Annotated in this window: 12 protein-coding genes; 9 read left to right on the forward strand and 3 right to left on the reverse strand. The window is 35.5% G+C overall.

Annotated elements, in window-relative coordinates; genetic code table 11:
* Window positions 1–322 precede the first annotated feature (322 nt).
* Window positions 323–1,222 (forward strand): ROK family protein, encoded by a 900-nt coding sequence (locus tag J7E16_RS05945; protein ID WP_214889845.1) that lies wholly within the window; start codon window positions 323–325, stop codon window positions 1,220–1,222.
* Window positions 1,223–1,367: 145 nt separating this feature from the next.
* Window positions 1,368–3,125 carry an ammonium transporter gene (locus J7E16_RS05950; protein ID WP_214889848.1) on the forward strand — a complete coding sequence of 586 codons (1,758 nt, stop codon included), beginning with the start codon at window positions 1,368–1,370 and terminating at the stop codon, window positions 3,123–3,125.
* A 207-nt stretch (window positions 3,126–3,332) separates the two neighbouring features.
* Here J7E16_RS05950 and J7E16_RS05955 read toward each other — a convergent pair whose 3' ends face one another.
* From J7E16_RS05955 to J7E16_RS05965, 3 genes are read right to left on the reverse strand one after another with little or no spacing between them, the layout of a single operon-like run.
* Window positions 3,333–3,923 (reverse strand): hypothetical protein, encoded by a 591-nt coding sequence (locus J7E16_RS05955; RefSeq protein ID WP_214889850.1) that lies wholly within the window; start codon window positions 3,921–3,923, stop codon window positions 3,333–3,335.
* Entirely contained in the window at window positions 3,923–4,924 is a 1,002-nt protein-coding gene (gene floA / locus J7E16_RS05960) for a flotillin-like protein FloA (protein ID WP_034545853.1), read from the reverse strand. Before floA ends, J7E16_RS05955 begins: the two co-directional genes overlap by 1 nt.
* A complete protein-coding gene (locus tag J7E16_RS05965) occupies window positions 4,921–5,526 on the reverse strand; it encodes an NfeD family protein (protein WP_214889853.1) in 606 nt (201 codons plus the stop codon). The genes floA and J7E16_RS05965 overlap by 4 nt, the downstream gene beginning before the upstream one ends.
* 620 nt (window positions 5,527–6,146) lie before the next feature.
* Here J7E16_RS05965 and glgB point away from each other — a divergent pair.
* From glgB to J7E16_RS06000, 7 genes are all read left to right on the forward strand, one after another.
* Window positions 6,147–8,066 (forward strand): 1,4-alpha-glucan branching protein GlgB, encoded by a 1,920-nt coding sequence (gene glgB / locus J7E16_RS05970; RefSeq protein ID WP_214889856.1) that lies wholly within the window; start codon window positions 6,147–6,149, stop codon window positions 8,064–8,066.
* 54 nt (window positions 8,067–8,120) lie between these two features.
* Complete coding sequence (locus J7E16_RS05975; protein WP_214889859.1) at window positions 8,121–9,269, forward strand: glucose-1-phosphate adenylyltransferase; 1,149 nt, start codon at window positions 8,121–8,123, stop codon at window positions 9,267–9,269.
* Complete coding sequence (gene glgD, locus J7E16_RS05980; RefSeq protein WP_214889861.1) at window positions 9,259–10,431, forward strand: glucose-1-phosphate adenylyltransferase subunit GlgD; 1,173 nt, start codon at window positions 9,259–9,261, stop codon at window positions 10,429–10,431. Before J7E16_RS05975 ends, glgD begins: the two co-directional genes overlap by 11 nt.
* Before the next feature lie 3 nt (window positions 10,432–10,434).
* Window positions 10,435–11,871 (forward strand): glycogen synthase GlgA, encoded by a 1,437-nt coding sequence (glgA, locus tag J7E16_RS05985; RefSeq protein WP_214889863.1) that lies wholly within the window; start codon window positions 10,435–10,437, stop codon window positions 11,869–11,871.
* Window positions 11,872–11,993: 122 nt separating this feature from the next.
* Complete coding sequence (locus J7E16_RS05990; protein WP_214889865.1) at window positions 11,994–14,429, forward strand: glycogen/starch/alpha-glucan phosphorylase; 2,436 nt, start codon at window positions 11,994–11,996, stop codon at window positions 14,427–14,429.
* A gap of 44 nt (window positions 14,430–14,473) precedes the next feature.
* Window positions 14,474–16,333: a glycoside hydrolase family 13 protein gene (locus J7E16_RS05995; protein ID WP_214889867.1), complete on the forward strand. Its 1,860-nt coding sequence runs from the start codon at window positions 14,474–14,476 to the stop codon at window positions 16,331–16,333.
* A gap of 301 nt (window positions 16,334–16,634) precedes the next feature.
* Window positions 16,635–17,912: an NCS2 family permease gene (locus tag J7E16_RS06000; RefSeq protein WP_251006091.1), complete on the forward strand. Its 1,278-nt coding sequence runs from the start codon at window positions 16,635–16,637 to the stop codon at window positions 17,910–17,912.
* Window positions 17,913–18,218: the final 306 nt, after the last annotated feature.

Below are 18,218 nucleotides of genomic sequence, written 5' to 3' on the forward strand. Positions count from 1 at the left end.
CCCATAGGATTCTCTTGCTTTTTTACGTACTCAAAAAGTATAGCATAGTTAAGAAGCAAATATGATGTTAGTTGTGTGACAAAAAGATAGAATAGTATTACATAACGATTGTTTAATGAAATAAAGCGAAAGATAGTTAATGTGAATTTATCACGTTTAGTGCTGGTAGATTTAGTGAAACACTGATTCTAGAAGAAATTTCTTTTTGAAATACCAACACTATTTGTTAAATAGCTGCCAATGTAAACGTTCTATTCATTAAGCAATAGTGGTAGACTAAAACTATTGAATAAACAGTATTGCATATAAAGGAGGGAAAATAATGGTTTATTTAGGCATTGATATTGGAGGAACAGAAACAAATTATGGATTAATAGATGACGATGGTGAATTAGGGACCATTAGAACTAAGGAAACACCTATGGAATCATTAACCCTTTTTTTAGATATGATGGGAGATATTTACGATGAATATGCTGATCAAATTGAAGGTATGGCTGTTAGTATGCCTGGGATCATACATTCCAAAACGGGTTATGCGGTCCATGGCGGATCGTTAAAGTACATTAAAAAAATGAATATGGTTGAAATGTTAGAAACAAGATGTCAAACGACTATCCATGTAGAAAATGATGGGAAAGCAGCTACGCTTGGTGAATTATGGAAAGGGAATTTAAAAAATATTCAACAAGGCATCATGCTTAATCTAGGAACCGGCATTGGGGGAGGAATAATTGTAAATGGAGAATTACTGAAGGGTCACCATTATTCAGCAGGAGAATTTTCTTTTATTAAAACGAATGCTGCTAGAAGCAAGGATGCTGATTATATGTTTGGCTTCCAAAATGGCATAAAAAAATTGTTTCAAAAGATAGCTGATCAATGTAATGTTCCGTTAGCGTCTGTGGATGGGTATATGATGTATGAATTGATTGAAGCTGGCAATAAAAAAGCGGCAATTTGCTTAAATGAGTATTGCTATACACTAGCTATTCAATTGTTTAATCTGCAGATGATTTTAGATTCAGAAAGAATCATTATCAGTGGTGGAATCAGTGGGAATCCATTATTGATTCAACTGATCAATAAAAATGTAACAAAAGTATATGAAGAGGAATTAGGAGAAAATCTTTTTGTGATGCCAACCATCATGGAAAGTAAATTTGGAAATAAAGGGAATATTATCGGAGCGTTGTACAATTACAAACTAAATGAAGAGTAAAAACAAAAAAACCAGCAATTCGTGTTAGAAAACATAACATGAATTGTTAGGTTTTTTAAGTTATTTTTACTTTTTAAAGTGAATTGCTTGTTTGACTCTTTTTTAAATGTTAGATTTTATAACATAATAAAAAGGAGGCAACAATATGTTTTCATCTGTGGACACGCTATGGGTAATCGTAGGAACTGTTTTAGTCTTTTTTATGCAAGCTGGTTTTGCAATGGTTGAGACAGGCTTCACTAGAGCAAAAAATGCAGGTAATATCATTATGAAAAATTTAATGGACTTTGTACTCGGTTCTCTAATGTATTGGATCATTGGGTTTGGGATAATGTTTGGTCCCAGTATAGCAGGTCTAATTGGAACACCTGATTTGTTTATACAAGGGAATTACGATACAACAATACCAGGATACGTATTTTTAATGTTCCAAACGGTTTTTGCAGCAACTGCTGCCACGATTGTCTCTGGAGCGATGGCGGAAAGAACAAAATTTAGCGCATACTTAGTTTATACTTTGATTATATCTACTATTGTTTATCCTATTTCTGGACATTGGATTTGGGGTGGAGGATGGTTAGCCCAATTGGGGTTTGTCGATTTTGCTGGTTCAACGGCTGTTCATATGGTCGGAGGAGTAACAGCTTTAATTGGAGCGAAGATTGTTGGAGCAAGAATTGGAAAATATGATAAAGAAGGAAAAGTAAAAGCGATCCCAGGTCATAGTTTAACGTTAGGAGCCTTAGGGGTTTTCATTCTTTGGTTTGCTTGGTTTGGATTTAATGGAGCTTCAACGGTTTCAGCGACCGGAGATGAATCGTTGACTCTTATAGGAAAGATTCTTTTAAACACGAATTTATCAGCAGCGACTGCTACATTGGCGGCTATGATAATAACGTGGACGAAATATGGAAAACCGGACATTTCTATGACGCTAAATGGCTCATTAGCTGGTTTAGTAGGAATTACTGCAGGATGTGCAATTGTTTCACCTTTTGGAGCTGTAGCTATTGGGGCCCTTTCTGCTATTGCTGTAGTTTATGGAATCGAATTTGTTGAAAAGAAAGCTAAAATTGACGATCCGGTTGGAGCATTTGGAGTTCATGGGATATCTGGCGCTTTAGGGACCATTTTAGTGGGAATTTTTGCAACTGACGAAGGTTTATTTTATGGTGGTGGTTTTAATCTCTTAGGCATTCAAATATTAGGGGTAGTCTCAGTAATTATTTGGGTATCTGTAACTATGATCATTACGTTTAAACTTGTTGATAGAACTATTGGATTACGGGTAGCCCCAGAAGAAGAAATTGTTGGTATGGATATTTCTGAGCATGGTTTAGAATCGAGTTACGGAGACTTCGTTACGGTTCCTTTTGGACAAAAACCTGTATTTCAAGGGGTGAAATTTGAAAATGAAGGAACTGGCTTAGCTTTTGCAGGTATGGATTCTATTCCTACTAGCAATCCAACTGTTGAATTTCAACAGCGGTCCGTTCATGCTAGTGCATCTGATGCACCTAAAGAAGAGGAAGATACTACATTAATGAAAGTAGATATCATAACGAATGAGACTAAATTTGAAGATTTGAAAAAAGCTTTAAATACTATTGGTATTACAGGCATGACAGTAACAAAAGTACAAGGATATGGCATGCAAAAGGGGCAAACTGCTTATTACAGAGGGGTAGAAATAGAAGCCAATCTATTGCCAAAAATTCGATTAGAAATAGTTGTGAGCAAAATTCCTGTTCCCTTAATTATTGAAACTGCTAGACAAGCTTTGTACACCGGAACAGTTGGTGATGGAAAAATCTTCGTTTACAATGTTGAAAATGTTGTTCGAGTAAGTTCTGGAGTTCAAGGATTTAAGGCACTAGAGTACGATGAAGAAAAGATAAAGTAGGGAACTAGTCCTTAAAAAACGGGCTTATAATTTTTAGGAGTGATAAATTAATTGAATTTATCACTCGAAATTTCTAGAGGGAAAAAGTTGCTTGTAGCTTGAATGGAAGAAATGTGGGCAATTAATGGCCATTTGAACTATTCACACTATTTAACGTAAAATAAAAAACCATCAAGAAAGTTCCAGTTAAGGAACTTTCTTGATGGTTTATTTATTTTTTCTTAAGCTACGAGGTTCATCTAAAATTTGTTTGTAGATCATTCCTTTTACAAAGTCTCTTTGAAACTGATTTTTTTTAGTTTTAGACTGTTTAGCAACCTTTTTTGTAGAAGTTACTTTTTCAATCGGGACTAAAGTAGTCAAATCTTTTCCCCTAAGTTGTGTTTGAGTAGCTTCCTGTCTAGGGGCATTTTTATAAGAAGCGGAAGAATAACGATCATTCTCAGGCTGTCTTTTTAGATTTTGCTGCAAATTTTCGGCTCTTCTACGTGCTGCGTCTTGCTGCGCACGACTGGACAATTGATTTGAACGTGTCTGCTGATTTCTTTTTTGTGAAGGATCAACAGCCGAGTTCTTTCTGGAACTTTGTCTGGTTGCTTCATTAGCATAAAAAACATCCTTTAAGGAAACAGACTCTCTATTTTTTAAATCTGATCTTTGAGAACCTTGTCTTTGATTACTTCTCGGAGGAGACGAGTTTACAACTAATGAAATGAAGAAACGATAAATAGTTGCGATAAAAGAAAAGAGTGTAGTCCCTACAAGAAATAAAATAATAAGGGTTAATAATGGATCCATTATTCATCACTTTCTCTCTCTGTAGAACCAGAAATAGAGTTTCTCATTTTAGTATCGGCATTAATATTTTTCATGTTGTAATAATCCATTACACCTATATTACCAGATCTGAACGCTTCTGCTAAGGCTAAAGGTACTTCAGCTTCAGCTTCTACAACGCGAGCTCGCATTTTTTGAACTTCAGCTATCATTTCTTGTTCTTGAGCAATCGCCATTGAACGTCTTTCTTCAGCTTTAGCTTGTGCAATATTTTTATCGGCTTGAGCTTGTTCCATTTGTAAGCTGGCACCAATATTACGGCCGACATCGATATCAGCGATATCAATTGAAAGAATTTCAAAAGCAGTACCAGAGTCTAATCCTTTTTTTAGAACCATTTTTGAGATAGAGTCTGGATTTTCTAAAACATCTGTATGTTTTGCTGCACTACCAACAGTAGTTACGATACCTTCACCAACACGAGCGATGATTGTTTCTTCACCAGCACCACCAACTAAGCGTTCGATATTTGCACGAACAGTTACTTTAGCACGTGCTTTAACTTCGATACCGTTCATTGCCATAGCAGCGATGACAGGTGTTTCAATAACCTTTGGATTAACGCTGACTTGGACAGCTTCAAAAACATTTCTACCAGCTAAATCGATCGCAGCAGCTTGTTTAAAAACTAAATCAATGTTTGCACGTTGTGCAGCAATCAAAGCGTCAATTACTTGATTGATGTCACCGCCGGCTAAATAATGGGCTTCTAATTCGTTGATATCAATATCTAAACCAGCTTTTGTGGCTTTGATCAACGGACGGATGATATCTTGTGGAGCTACTCGTCTTAGTCGCATTCCTACAAGTGTTCCTATACTGACTTTAACTCCTGAAAAATACGCTGTGACCCATAATCCAACGGGGACAAAACGGAAAAATAAGCTGATAACGATGATAACGATAATAGCTATGAATAAAAATCCTATCCAATTTGTTGTGATATCTGTAACTGTTGTCATGTTTGATCCACTCTCCTAACAATAATTTTATAACCTTCTACTTTTGTAACCACAACTACAACGTCAGCATCTATGTGTTCACCAGTGCTAATAACATCTAGTTCTGCATCTTCAAATCGTACTTTCCCAGATGGTCTAAGAGGTGTAGTCGTTTTTCCAGTTTTTCCTAAATAACCTGAAGCATCAAAGTTGCTTGAAAAACCACTTTTTTTGTCCAAATTATTTCTAAGAACAATTTTTTCTAAATGAGCTAGCGAATAGCCTCTTCGTACAAGCATGATGACTAAGAATGAAGAAGCCACCACTGCAATACTTAAATCACGTAACGCTAATCCAAAATTATCATTGGTTAAATAAATACCGCCAATAATTAAAAGAAAACCAATGATACCTGCTACGCCAAAATCTGGTACAAAAACTTCAAAGATAAGCAAACAAATTCCTAAAATAAAAATAATAATTGGAACCCAATTTTCGAGACTATTTAAATAAAAATAACCTCCAAAACTTGCTAATGCCAAAAGTCCTCCTAGAGTAGATTGAGGCGTTAGTGCCGCTATCACTAAACCAATAAAGCCAACAGTTAATAATAGTATTTCCAATATATTCACCTCCTTAATGTAAGTTGCTTTGTTTATCTAAACTAAGGATGAGTTGATCTTAGCTACTTCTATTTTACCATTTGTAAGACCATTACGCACTTCTAAGCCCAAATTTGCTAGCTTTTTTAGTGATTTAGTAAAATATATTCTAAAGAAACAAAAAAACCAACTAAAATTAATTATTCTGATAACACATAAGCCTTTTTTTAGGTAATTTCAAACCATCTAATTGTTATTGATAAAAAAATTATAAATTATAAGACTTGCTATAAAAATTGAATTGATTTAGCTGATTTTTTGTTGGTCACTCAGTGTATCAACAAATAATAAAGAAGTTCAAACAATAAAAAATAAAAACAATTAAGTGTTTTTATTCTGAAAAAAGATAAAAATTATTTAATTTTCATCTTTTTTTTTATTTGAAAAAGATATTTTAATAAAAAAGTAAGCGCTGTCTTTTTTTAGTGGTATACTACAGATATAATTAAATAACATTTAAATTTTAAAAAACGAAAATTTAAGTCGATTATTAAGCCATTACGTTGTAGAATGAAAATAAGATGATAGAATGATGGCTTTTTTTTAAGTGCATAACTTTTTAGTTGGGAGTGAACCAAGTGATGAATCAATCAATAAATGAAAAAATAAAAGATGATCTTGAAGAAGAGCTGTATTTATTTAATACAGGAGAGCATTTCGATAGTTATTTAATTATGGGATGTAAACAGGAAAATTATGAAGGGAAAGTTGGTTTTCGTTTTACTGTGTGGGCTCCTAATGCAAAGAATGTTGGTTTAGTAGGAGATTTTTCAGATTGGCATATAGGAATTGAAATGGAAAGAATAGGCAAGACAGGTTGTTGGACAGTGTTCAGTGAGCAGGCTGTGGAAGGACAATGTTATAAATACCGGATAGAACGATCTGATGGAACGGTAAAATTAAAAATTGATCCTTATGCGCTAGAATTTGAAGTCAGACCTAATGATGCTTCAATCGTAAAAGATTTGCCGAAAAAAAAATGGAAAGATGGTTTATGGACGGCAAATAAAAAACGCTTTTCTATTTATGAACGCCCGCTCAATATCTATGAAGTACACCTCAGCTCATGGAAACACCACGAAGATGGTATCTGGTACACCATTCCTGAATTAAAAGACGAATTAATTCCTTATGTAAAAAAAATGGGTTACACGCACATTGAATTCATGCCTCTGATGGAACATCCCTTAGATGCATCTTGGGGATACCAATTGACAGGTTACTATGCATTATCTTCAAAATTTGGCACAATGGAAGAGTTTCAAGATTTTGTTGAAGCGGCTCACCTTGCAAATATCGGAGTATTGATGGATTGGGTTCCAGGTCACTTTAACCGCAATGATTATGGGATGGTCTATTTTGACGGAACACCGCAATATGAGTATGCAGATAAGAATAAAGCAGAAAATAATCGCTGGGGCACAATGAACTTTGATTTAGGGAAAAATCAGGTTCAGAGCTTTCTGATTTCTAATGCTCTTTATTGGATCGAACAATTCCATTTAGACGGTTTAAGGGTGGATGCCGTATCCAGTATGTTGTATCTAGATTACGATATTGGGGAATGGACACCTAATGAAGATGGCAGCAACCACAACAAAGTAGGCGTTGAGTTTATAAAAAAACTAAATAAAAAAGTATTTGAACGGCATCCAGACTTATTGATGATCGCTGAAGAAAGTACGGCATGGTCAAAAGTCACGAAACCGGTTCACATGGGAGGGTTGGGTTTTAATTACAAATGGAACATGGGTTGGATGAATGACACATTGAAATTTTTTGAAATGGATCCATTATTCCGAAAAAATAATTTTAATTTAATTACCTTTTCTTTTATGTACACATTCAATGAAAACTTTATTTTACCGTTTTCTCATGATGAAGTTGTTCATGGTAAGAAATCATTGATGCATAAAATGCCAGGTGATCGGTACAATCAATTCGCCAGTTTACGCACACTAGAAGCTTACATGATGGTTCATCCAGGGAAGAAACTTAATTTTATGGGAAACGATTTTGGTCAATTCTTAGAGTGGCGTATTCATGAAGGATTAGAATGGCGAAGTTTGGATGATGAGATGAATGCCAAACACTTACATTTTATGGAGTCTTTAAATCAAATATACAAAACAGAACGAGCATTGTGGGAAGTAGATCACCAAGCAGAAGGGATCCAAATCTTGGATGTAGATGATGCTGAAACAGTTTTAACGTTCATACGTAAAGGGAAAAAACCGCGTGACTTCGTAGTCGTCATTTGTAATTTTGTTCCAGTTGAGCGTAAAGGGTATAAGGTCGGAGTACCATTTGAAGGGTTATATGAAGAATGTTTAAATACTGAAATGAGTGAGTACGGCGGAGTCTGGGTTGAGGATCAAGGTCCTTTAAAAACGGTAAAAGAAACCACCGACCAACAAGACTATACAATTGAATTGATTGTACCGGCAATGAGCGTTTTGATTTTAAGACCAAAAAGAATTTTTGGAGTGCCAAAAAATTAAACGATAAAAAGGAGGGTAGAGGAAGGATGGCAAGACGATTCTTCCGATAGTATAATGAAAAAAATAGAGACATTAGCTATGATTTTAGCAGGAGGACAAGGAACAAGGCTTGGAAAGTTGACCAGAGATATAGCTAAACCAGCTGTCCCTTTTGGTGGTAAGTATAGGATCATTGATTTTGCGTTAAGTAATTGTGCTAATTCTGGTATCAAAAATGTCGGCGTAGTGACTCAATATCAGCCACTTGAATTGAATACGCATGTTGGAAATGGGGAAAACTGGGGGCTAAATACACACGACGGTGGTGCGACTATTTTACAACCTTATTCAAGTGTCGATGGCGAAAAATGGTTTAATGGAACGGCACATGCAATTTATCAAAATATCGATTTTATTAACCGCTATGAACCTGAATACTTATTAGTACTATCTGGAGACCATATTTATAAAATGGATTATCAAAATATGATCGAATTTCATAAAGAAAAAAAGGCAGCTTTAACAGTAGGCGTTATTCCAGTTCCACTCGAAGAAGCCCCACGCTTTGGGATCATGAATACAGATCAGACAGATCGAATTATTGAATTTGAAGAAAAACCTGCAGAACCTAAAAGTAATTTAGCTTCAATGGGAATCTACATTTTTGATTGGCCAATGCTAAAAAGGTATCTTATTGATAATTATGCTAAAAATCGGACGATGGAAGATTTCGGAAAAGATGTTATTCCAGCATATTTGAGAAACAGCGAAAATGTATTTGCATATGCATTCAAAGACTATTGGAAAGATGTAGGAACGATTGAAAGTCTTTGGGAAGCAAATATGGAATTTTTAGATCCAAATCATGCATTGAATATAAGAGATTCTTCATGGAGAATCTACACACGAAATTATTCTGCTCCACCGCAATTTTTAACTAAAACCTCCAATGTTTCGGATTCTATGATTGCAGATGGCTGTTATGTTGCAGGTGAAGTCAAGCATTCAATTGTATCACCCAACGTTAAAATAGGTAAAAATTCTACTATTAAAGATAGTTTGATCATGGCCAATGTGACGATAGGCGAGAACGTAACTATTAATTGTGCCATTATTGGAGAAAATGCAAAAATCCATGATGGAGCGCAACTTATCGGAGACGAAAAAAATATTACTGTTGTCGGCTATGCAGAAGAGGTAGGAGGGTTAAAAGATGAAGACTAATGAACAGTTATGCGCAGTAGTGAATCTAGATGAATCAGAGTCAAAATTAATGCCCTTAACAAAGAGAAGAGCAGTAGCGGCATTGCCATTTGGCTCACGTTATAGGCTGATTGATTTTCCTCTTTCCAGTTTGTATAGTGCAGAGGTCAATTCGGTTGCACTATTTGTAAGAGGTAGTGCCAGAGCTTTATTGGATCATGTACGAAGTGGATATCCTTGGGGGATGGAGTCGACAGTTGGCGGCGGATTGTTCATTCACTCAGGAGCTGAATTCAAAGAAGCTTTAGAAAAATTAGAACCAGACCAAATCAGCAGCTATTACCAAGATCAGATTGATTTTGTTCAACATTCTAAAAAAGGGTATGTTGTTGTTATGGGCAGTAAAATGCTTTGCAATGTAGATTTAAAGGCTGTTTTAAGAAGCCATATCGCAAACGAAGCTGATATTACTGTGGTCTATAAAAATGTTACAAGAGAATTTTGTTTACCGGAGTCGATTGCTAATTGTTTATCTTTTGAAATAGAAGGAGAAAGTAAATTAGCTGATTTACTTCCTGCACGCGAAATTCCAAAAAAAGAGACAAAATTGGCTATCGGAATGGGAATTGCAATCATGAGAACGGATAAATTTATCGAATTAACAACCGAAGCAGCAAATAATAGAATAAAAGGAGATATCAACGTTTTAATTAAACATAGTTTGAAAGAAAATACTGTACATGGCTATGAGTACACTGGCTATTTGAAAAATATTGAAACAATTTCAAGCTATTACGAAGCCAATATGGATCTACTTGACGAAGATAATTACAATGCATTATTCTATCGTAGCCAACCGGTTATTACAAAAGTGAAAAATGGAGCACCAACTTATTATTCAAAAGAAGCTGACATTACTAATTCTCAGTTCGCCAGTGACTGTGTAATAGATGGCATAGTTGAGGACTCAATCGTTTTCCGTAAAGTGACCATTGAAAAAACAGCAGTCGTCAGACATTCCTTGATCATGCAAGGCAGTAAAATTGCTGAAGGGGCAGAATTAGATTACGTTATTTTAGATAAGGGCGTAAAAATTGGTCCAGGAGTTAAATTAAAAGGGACCAAAAAAAATCCATTGGTAATTGAAAAAGACCGTGAAATCACTGTTGAAAAGGGGATTTGAGAAATGAAAGTATTATTTGCTGCGGCAGAATGTGCTCCCTTTTTTAAGACCGGTGGATTAGGTGATGTCGCAGGTGCTTTGCCAAAAGAGTTAAAGAAACAAGGTGTAGATGTACGCGTGGTATTACCCCTGTACAGCACCATGCCTCAAAAATATAAAGATCAATTAGAAGATGTTATTCAGTTTGAAGTGAAAGTTGGCTGGAGAAGTCAATACTGTGGCATTAAAAAACTAGAAAAAGATAACGTTGTCTATTACTTTGTTGACAATCTTTACTACTTTGACCGTCCAAGTATTTATGGTTTTGAAGATGATGGCGAACGGTTTGCTTTTTTCGCGCAAGCAATTTGTGAAATGTTAGAAAAAATAGCATTCGTTCCAGATGTATTGCATGTAAATGATTGGCATACTTCGATTATCCCAGTTCTACTAAAAGATAAATACCAGTGGATAGACAGTTATCAATCAATCAAAACAATTTTAACGATCCATAATTTACAATTTCAAGGAATCTATGATCAATTCGTGTTATCTGATTTATATGGTATTGGATACAATGCCGTTCATGATCATGGTTTGAAATATTATGACCAAATCAATTGCTTGAAAGGTGGTATTTTTTATGCGGATCAAGTCACAACGGTTAGTCCAACTTACGCACAAGAAATACAAACACCTCAATTTGGTGAAAATTTAGATGGTGTATTGCGATATAACAACTATAAATTAAGTGGTATTTTAAATGGGATCGATTATGATGTCTTTGATCCTGAAACAGATGATTTGATTCCAGCACATTTCTCTGCTAAAAAATTAGCAGGAAAAGCACTTAATAAAATAGCTTTGCAAGAACGAGTTGGCTTGCCTGTAAATAAGGAGATTGCTTTGATGTCAATGGTTAGTCGATTGACTACTCAAAAAGGCTGTGATTTATTAAGAGAGCAGGTAGAAGAATTAATGCACCGTAATATTCAAATTCTCATATTAGGTACAGGAGAAAAAGAATATGAAGATAGTTTCAAGTATTTCACATGGAAATACCCGGAAAATTTCAAAGTTATCGTTGACTTTGATGTGGCCTTAGCTCAGCATATTTATGCTGGGAGCGATCTATTTATTATGCCTTCTGCCTTTGAACCTTGTGGACTTTCTCAATTGAACTCTCTTCGCTATGGTACACTACCGATCGTCCATGAAACGGGCGGATTAAAAGATACTGTAGAACCTTTCAATCCGCTAACAGGTGAGGGAACAGGGTTCAGCTTTTATGATTTCCGTTCATCTGTAATGGTTGAAACCATTGATCGTGCATTAACTGTGTACTACGATGAACCAAAGGTATGGATGTCATTGGTAGAGCAAGCTATGGCAAAAGATTTTAGTTGGGAAAAGTCAACTAAGGAATATATACGAGTCTATACAGCAGTACTTAAAGCATAAAGGAGAACTTCGACGGGCACATAATGATAGGCAACTATTCTTATTTTGGCTGTTGGAGTTTCTTTTGCCGCATAGCGTGATTGCTTTTAATTTAAATCAAAGAAGAATACGGGGAGAAAAAAATGACATTAACGACTAATAAATTTAAAAAAGAATTTAAGAAAGTATTTGAAAGCTTGCATGCTTCAAATATAAAAGATTCATCTTCAGAGCAACAATATGCCGCTTTAGCAAATTTTATAAAATTTTATTCTTCTGATAATTGGAACCGGACGAATCAACTTTATGTAGACGAACAAGTTAAGCAAGTCTACTATTTTTCCATGGAATTTTTACCGGGACGTATGTTGAAAAGCAACTTATTGAATTTAGGTATTTTAGATACCGTTCGAGACGGAATCGCTGAAATGGGCTTAGATTTTGATGCAATCGTTCAATCAGAAGTAGATCCTGCTTTAGGTAATGGAGGTCTAGGAAGGTTGGCCTCTTGCTTTATGGATTCAATTGCTTCCCTTGCTATACCTGGAAATGGAAATGGTATTCGCTACCGTTATGGGCTGTTTCAACAAAGATTTGTAGACGGGTACCAAGTTGAGCTGCCTGATAACTGGCTACGTAACGGGAATATTTGGGAAGTTAGAAAAGAAAACAAAGCCGTTATGATTCGTTTTGGTGGTGAAGTTTACTTGAAAGAAGATGGGGAGAATAAGTTGCGCCCTATTTATTCGAACACTCAAAATATTCTTGCTGTACCGTACGATACAGGAATGATCGGTTACGAAAATGATGTCGTTAATAATCTTCGCTTATGGTCGGCCGAGATTCCTCCTGAGGAAGAAATAAACTTCAAAACAAGCGCTGAAAGAGAAGTAGTGAATCAAATTACTGAAGTCCTTTACCCGGATGATTCCAACTATGAAGGACAGCTGCTTCGATTGCGCCAAGAGTATTTCTTTACATCTGCAGGGATCCAAAGCATTATTCGTTTTTTCAAAAAGCAACAGTTGCCATGGAGTGAGTTTCCTAATAAAATTGCCATTCATGTAAATGATACACACCCAGCTTTATGTATTCCTGAATTGATGCGTATATTGCTAGATGAAGAAGGATTGAGTTGGGAAAAAGCATGGGATATCACAAAGAAATCAATTAGTTATACCAATCACACCATTATGCAAGAAGCGATGGAAAAATGGCCCGTTCATATGGTACAAGAGTTGATTCCGCGTATTTATCAAATTATTGAGGCTATCAATCAACGTCATATAGATAAAAAAATCCCTCTATATGGAGAAGAACTGACTTATAGGACAACAATTATTTCAGATGGCAATATCAAAATGGCCAACTTAGCTATCATCGGAAGCCACAGTGTAAATGGTGTTGCCCAGCTGCACACAGATATTTTGAAAGAAGAAATACTGCATGATTTTTATGAAATGTATCCCTCTAAATTCAACAATAAAACAAATGGTATCACGCAACGAAGGTGGCTGCATTTGGCTAATGAAAAGCTGACACAGTTGATTGACGCTAAAATCGGTAAAGAATGGAAGACAAGTCCAGCAGAACTAAGACAATTTAAAGCTTACTCAAAAGACGAAGAAACGCTTAACCTGTTGTCCGATATAAAGCTGGAAAATAAAAAACGATTTGCAGCATATGCGAAAGAAAAATATGCCATCGAACTTGACCCTACAGCTTTATTTGATGTACAAATCAAAAGATTACATGCTTATAAACGCCAATTGTTAAATGCACTGCATATTTTGGATCGTTATTTGAAAATCAAAGATGATCCTAAACTAGAATTACAGCCAAGAGTCTTTATTTTTGGGGCCAAAGCAGCACCTAGTTATATTTATGCAAAACAAATCATAAAATTTATCAATGCATTAGCTGAATTGGTAAACAATGATCCAGATGTAGGAAATAAAATAAAAATCGTTTTTGTCGAAAATTATGGAGTCTCGTTGGCAGAGTTGATCATCCCAGCTGCAGATATTAGCGAACAAATATCATTAGCAGGTAAAGAAGCTTCTGGAACAAGCAATATGAAATTGATGCTGAATGGTGCCTTGACCATGGCAACCTTAGATGGTGCAAATATTGAGATCAAGGATCTAGTTGGGGAAGACAACATTTTCTTGTTTGGGATGACAAACGATGAAGTGAATCGAATGAATAGAGAAGGACATTATTCTTCTAAGACAGTCCTAAAAAATAACCCACGTTTAAATAGAATATTGGAGTGTCTGATAAATGGTACTATTCCCGATATCGAAGTAGAAGGCAGAGTGATCTATGACTCTTTGGTTCAATACAACGATGAATACTATGTCTTGCAAGATTTTGAAAGTTTTGTTGCAGCGCAAGAAAGAGCAGATATCTTATATCAAGATAAACCTTTGTGGAATCAAAAAGCGTTGATCAATATCGCAAGCTCCGGACCATTTTCAGCGGACTTTACGATCATGCGCTATGCAGAGGAAATATGGAATGTTAAAGAGAGACCTACAAAAGATAAAGTTTTTTTTAAAGGAAATCAGCCAGTCTAAAGTCAAATGAGAAACTGGAACTACAATAGAACTGAGGAAACAAAATGACGGAAACGATTTATTACAATTCTTGGTTAACAGAATACAAAAAACCTTTTGGAGCTGTATCGGTCAATGAAGAAGTAACCTTTACTCTTACTTGCGAATGCCCGGTCGTTGAACCAGTATGTCTTGTCGTACAAAAAGATTTTGGAGATACATTCGAAGTCAAAATGCGTTCAGACGGACCCTCTCAACACCAAGTAACGATTCAATTAACAGAAGGTCAAGGATTGTATTATTATTTCTTTAAACTAACGCTTCAAAAAGAACACCAAACAAGAATCGTTTATTATGGAAATAATAAACGATTCAAGGGTGGAGAAGGACAAATTTACGAAGATGAACACCAAGTGAAACCTTATCAATTAACCAGTTATCTTTACGAAGATCCTTCGCCTAAATGGTATCGCGAGGGAGTAGCCTATCATATTTTTGTTGATCGTTTCTGCAATGGCAATGAGGACGGAACTGTATTGAATCCTAAAAGAAATTCGTTTCTTTATGCCCATCAAGAAGATTTGCCCATGTACATCAAAAATAAAGATGGAGAAGTCATTCGTTGGGAATTTTATGGTGGAAATTTAAAAGGAATCATCCAAAAGCTGCCTTATTTAAAGACATTAGGTATAACGATTTTATACCTTAGTCCTATATTTGAAGCGCGCAGCAACCATAAATATGATACAGGTGATTTTATGAAAATCGATCCTATGTTTGGAGATGAAGAAACATTTAAAGAGCTCATTCAAAAAGCTGAAAAAAATGGTATGCATATTCTTTTGGATGGCGTATTTAACCATTCTGGTGCAGACAGCCGCTATTTTAATTTATTTGGAACTTATGATGAAAAGGGTGCTTATCAGTCTAATGAAAGTGTTTATTCTAATTGGTATACTTTTAAAAAATTCCCGGAATATTATGAGTCATGGTGGGGCGTTAGAGATTTACCGAAGTTGAATACAGAACATCCAGAGGTCCGTTCATTTATTTATGAAGGCAAAAATAGCGTTATACGAAAGTGGTCAAAGTTAGGCATAGGCGGATGGCGTCTAGATGTAGCGGATGAGTTGTCGGATGATGTATTAAAAGGCATCCGATCAGCATTGGGCGAAACGATTCCAAATTCTGTATTAATTGGAGAAGTATGGGAGGACGTTTCGAATAAAATTTCTTACAACAAGCGTCGCCATTATATTGAAGGTGGTATGTTGCATGGAGCGATGAATTATCCTTTTCGTGAGATTATTATAGGCCTGCTCCAAAACACGATCACTCCACAAGAAGCTGCTGAAAAATGGATGAATTTGAAAGAGAATTATCCTGCCGAAGCATTCAAAAGTAATTTTAATAATATAGGAACACATGATACTAAACGAATTTTAACAATACTAGACCGCAATGTATCAAAATTAAAGCAAGCGATGGCTTTATTATTTGTCCTGCCGGGAGTTCCTTGTCTTTATTATGGAGATGAAGCGGGCCTAGAAGGAAATGAAGATCCGGATAATCGCAGAATGTATCCATGGGGAAGAGAAAATAATGAGATTCAACTGTTTGCAAAAAAAATGAGCACTATCCGTAATAAAGAAGGTAGCCTAAGAGAAGGCGATTTTTATCCCTTTTCGCAAGGTGGATTAATGGGTATTATTAGATTGGTAAGCAAGGAAGAATTTGTAATTGCCCTTTTAAATACGTCCAATGAAAAAATCCATCTAGAAACTTCAGCTATTCCAGAGCAGTATGATTTAAACATTCCATCCTTTTTAAATGAGAATCAAATAGAGCATATCCAAATAGAAGGAAATGGGCTCGTTCTTTTAAAAAAAGAAATAGATCAAGAAACCATGATCCATATTATTTAGAAAACTAAAAGCTAACAGTTCATCANNTGATGAACTGTTAGCTTTTTTGATTCTATATTATTTCGTAAGAAGCAGTCAGTTAAATCAATCATACGAAATTTCTGTTAAAAAAAGTTGCTTTTAGACTTGCTAAGGGTAGTATGAAATCCATGACTTTTTATACTATAGATGATATAATAGAGTGTTGGGGCGTGTAAAGAAAGAAATCTTTCTTTTTTGCTATGCAAGCTTTATAAAGAATGCAAGCCCATGTCTCCAGATTACTTGTGTTTAAAAAACACATCGAAAAGGAGAAAAGAATTTGAAATTTTTTAAATTGAAAGAAAAGCAAACAAGCATTAAGCAAGAAATGATTGCAGGTGCTACATCATTTTTCGCATTGTCTTATATCATTGTCGTTAATCCTTTAATATTGGCAGATGCAGGTATTCCTGCTGAACTAAGTGTTTTTAGTACGATCATTATTTCAGCTATCGGCAGTATAATGATGGGATTGTGGGGGAAAGCACCTATAGTCCTAGTACCAGGTATGGGAATAAATGCGTTCTTTACGTATACGATCGTTGATTCGTTGGGTCTTTCCTGGCAGCAAGCATTAGCAGTGATTTTTGTCTCTGGAGTGATTTTTACAGGTATTGCTTATACTTCTATCAGTAAATTGTTAGCAGATGCTATTCCGGAGTCATTGAAACATGGAATCACAGCTGGAATCGGTCTTTTTCTAGTTGTGATCGGGTTAGAAAATGGTGGTATTCTTGTTGATGGAGGAGACAGTTCTTTTATCGCTTTAGGAGATTTATCTCAACCGCTGGTATTATTAGCTGTTATCGGGATTTTACTATCTGGTGTACTGTATTTAAGAAATGTACCCGGCAGCTTTTTTATTGGAATTGTAGTTATTACTATCATCTCATTGATAACTCGTGTTCATGAAGTTAGTGCTTCTTCATTTTCATTAAGTAATCTTTCTGAATTTCCAGCACTTATAGGGGCTTTTGATTTTTCAACACTCTTTAGCGTACCTTTTTTATTAGCTGTATTCTCACTAACGATGATCTTGATTTTTGAAGCGATAGGTCTTTTTGAAGGTATGTTAGAAGATAAGACACGTTTTAAAAGTGCTTTTAAAGTTAGTGGAATTATGACTATAGTATCTGCTTTGTTTGGAACAAGTCCAACTGTAGCAGCAGCTGAAAGTGCATCTGGCATCAAAGCTGGAGGTAAGACAGGGCTAACGGCTGTGACGGCTGGAGTATTATTTTTACTTTCGTTGTTGTTCACGCCACTGTTATCTTATATTCCTAATGCAGCATTAGCACCAGTTATCGTTATTACTGGAGCAATTATGATGGAAAATCTAAAACACATTCCTTTTGATGATTTCAGTGAATGGTTCCCAGCTTTTCTAATTCTAGTGATGATTCCTTTAACTTCAAGTATTGTTGATGGATTAGCATTTGGTTTTGTAGCATACCCTATTTTTAAATTAGCAAAGGGAGAATTTTTCAAAGTAAAAAAAGCTATGCATGTAGTATCTTTTCTTTTCTTGCTTACAATGATTGCTATTACGATCATTTAACGAGTTCAATAAACGATAAAAAGAGAGGGGCGTTATTTCGAGGCTGCTGAAAAAGTAGTTTTATCTAGCGGAGACTAACTTAATAGTAAACAAGAAAGCGGAAAAATGGGAGTGCCCATTTTTCCGCTTTCTTAGTTTAATCCATTTTAGTCCTCTTTGAGGTTTATTATCCACCTATTATTCTAAGTATTCTCTTCATATTTGCTATAAATACGGTAGAAGCACTTTGTATAGTCATACCGAATAAACCGCTACTGCTAGATTTTATCAGTCCATAACGGTTTTTTAATTCACTATTCTTTGCTT

Origin of the sequence: Carnobacterium sp. ISL-102 (assembly GCF_018612935.1) — a bacterium.
Lineage (GTDB): Bacteria > Bacillota > Bacilli > Lactobacillales > Carnobacteriaceae > Carnobacterium_B > Carnobacterium_B alterfunditum.

What these genes read in the sequence shown, in the direction of transcription:
- floA (WP_034545853.1), bottom strand. Translation starts at nt 4,924, where the DNA reads ATGACAACAGTTACAGATATCACAACAAATTGGATAGGATTTTTATTC.
- J7E16_RS05975 (WP_214889859.1), top strand. Translation starts at nt 8,121, where the DNA reads ATGAAAAAAATAGAGACATTAGCTATGATTTTAGCAGGAGGACAAGGA.
- J7E16_RS05955 (WP_214889850.1), bottom strand. Translation starts at nt 3,923, where the DNA reads ATGGATCCATTATTAACCCTTATTATTTTATTTCTTGTAGGGACTACA.
- J7E16_RS05945 (WP_214889845.1), top strand. Translation starts at nt 323, where the DNA reads ATGGTTTATTTAGGCATTGATATTGGAGGAACAGAAACAAATTATGGA.
- glgD (WP_214889861.1), top strand. Translation starts at nt 9,259, where the DNA reads ATGAAGACTAATGAACAGTTATGCGCAGTAGTGAATCTAGATGAATCA.
- J7E16_RS05995 (WP_214889867.1), top strand. Translation starts at nt 14,474, where the DNA reads ATGACGGAAACGATTTATTACAATTCTTGGTTAACAGAATACAAAAAA.
- glgB (WP_214889856.1), top strand. Translation starts at nt 6,147, where the DNA reads ATGAATCAATCAATAAATGAAAAAATAAAAGATGATCTTGAAGAAGAG.
- glgA (WP_214889863.1), top strand. Translation starts at nt 10,435, where the DNA reads ATGAAAGTATTATTTGCTGCGGCAGAATGTGCTCCCTTTTTTAAGACC.
- J7E16_RS05990 (WP_214889865.1), top strand. Translation starts at nt 11,994, where the DNA reads ATGACATTAACGACTAATAAATTTAAAAAAGAATTTAAGAAAGTATTT.
- J7E16_RS05950 (WP_214889848.1), top strand. Translation starts at nt 1,368, where the DNA reads ATGTTTTCATCTGTGGACACGCTATGGGTAATCGTAGGAACTGTTTTA.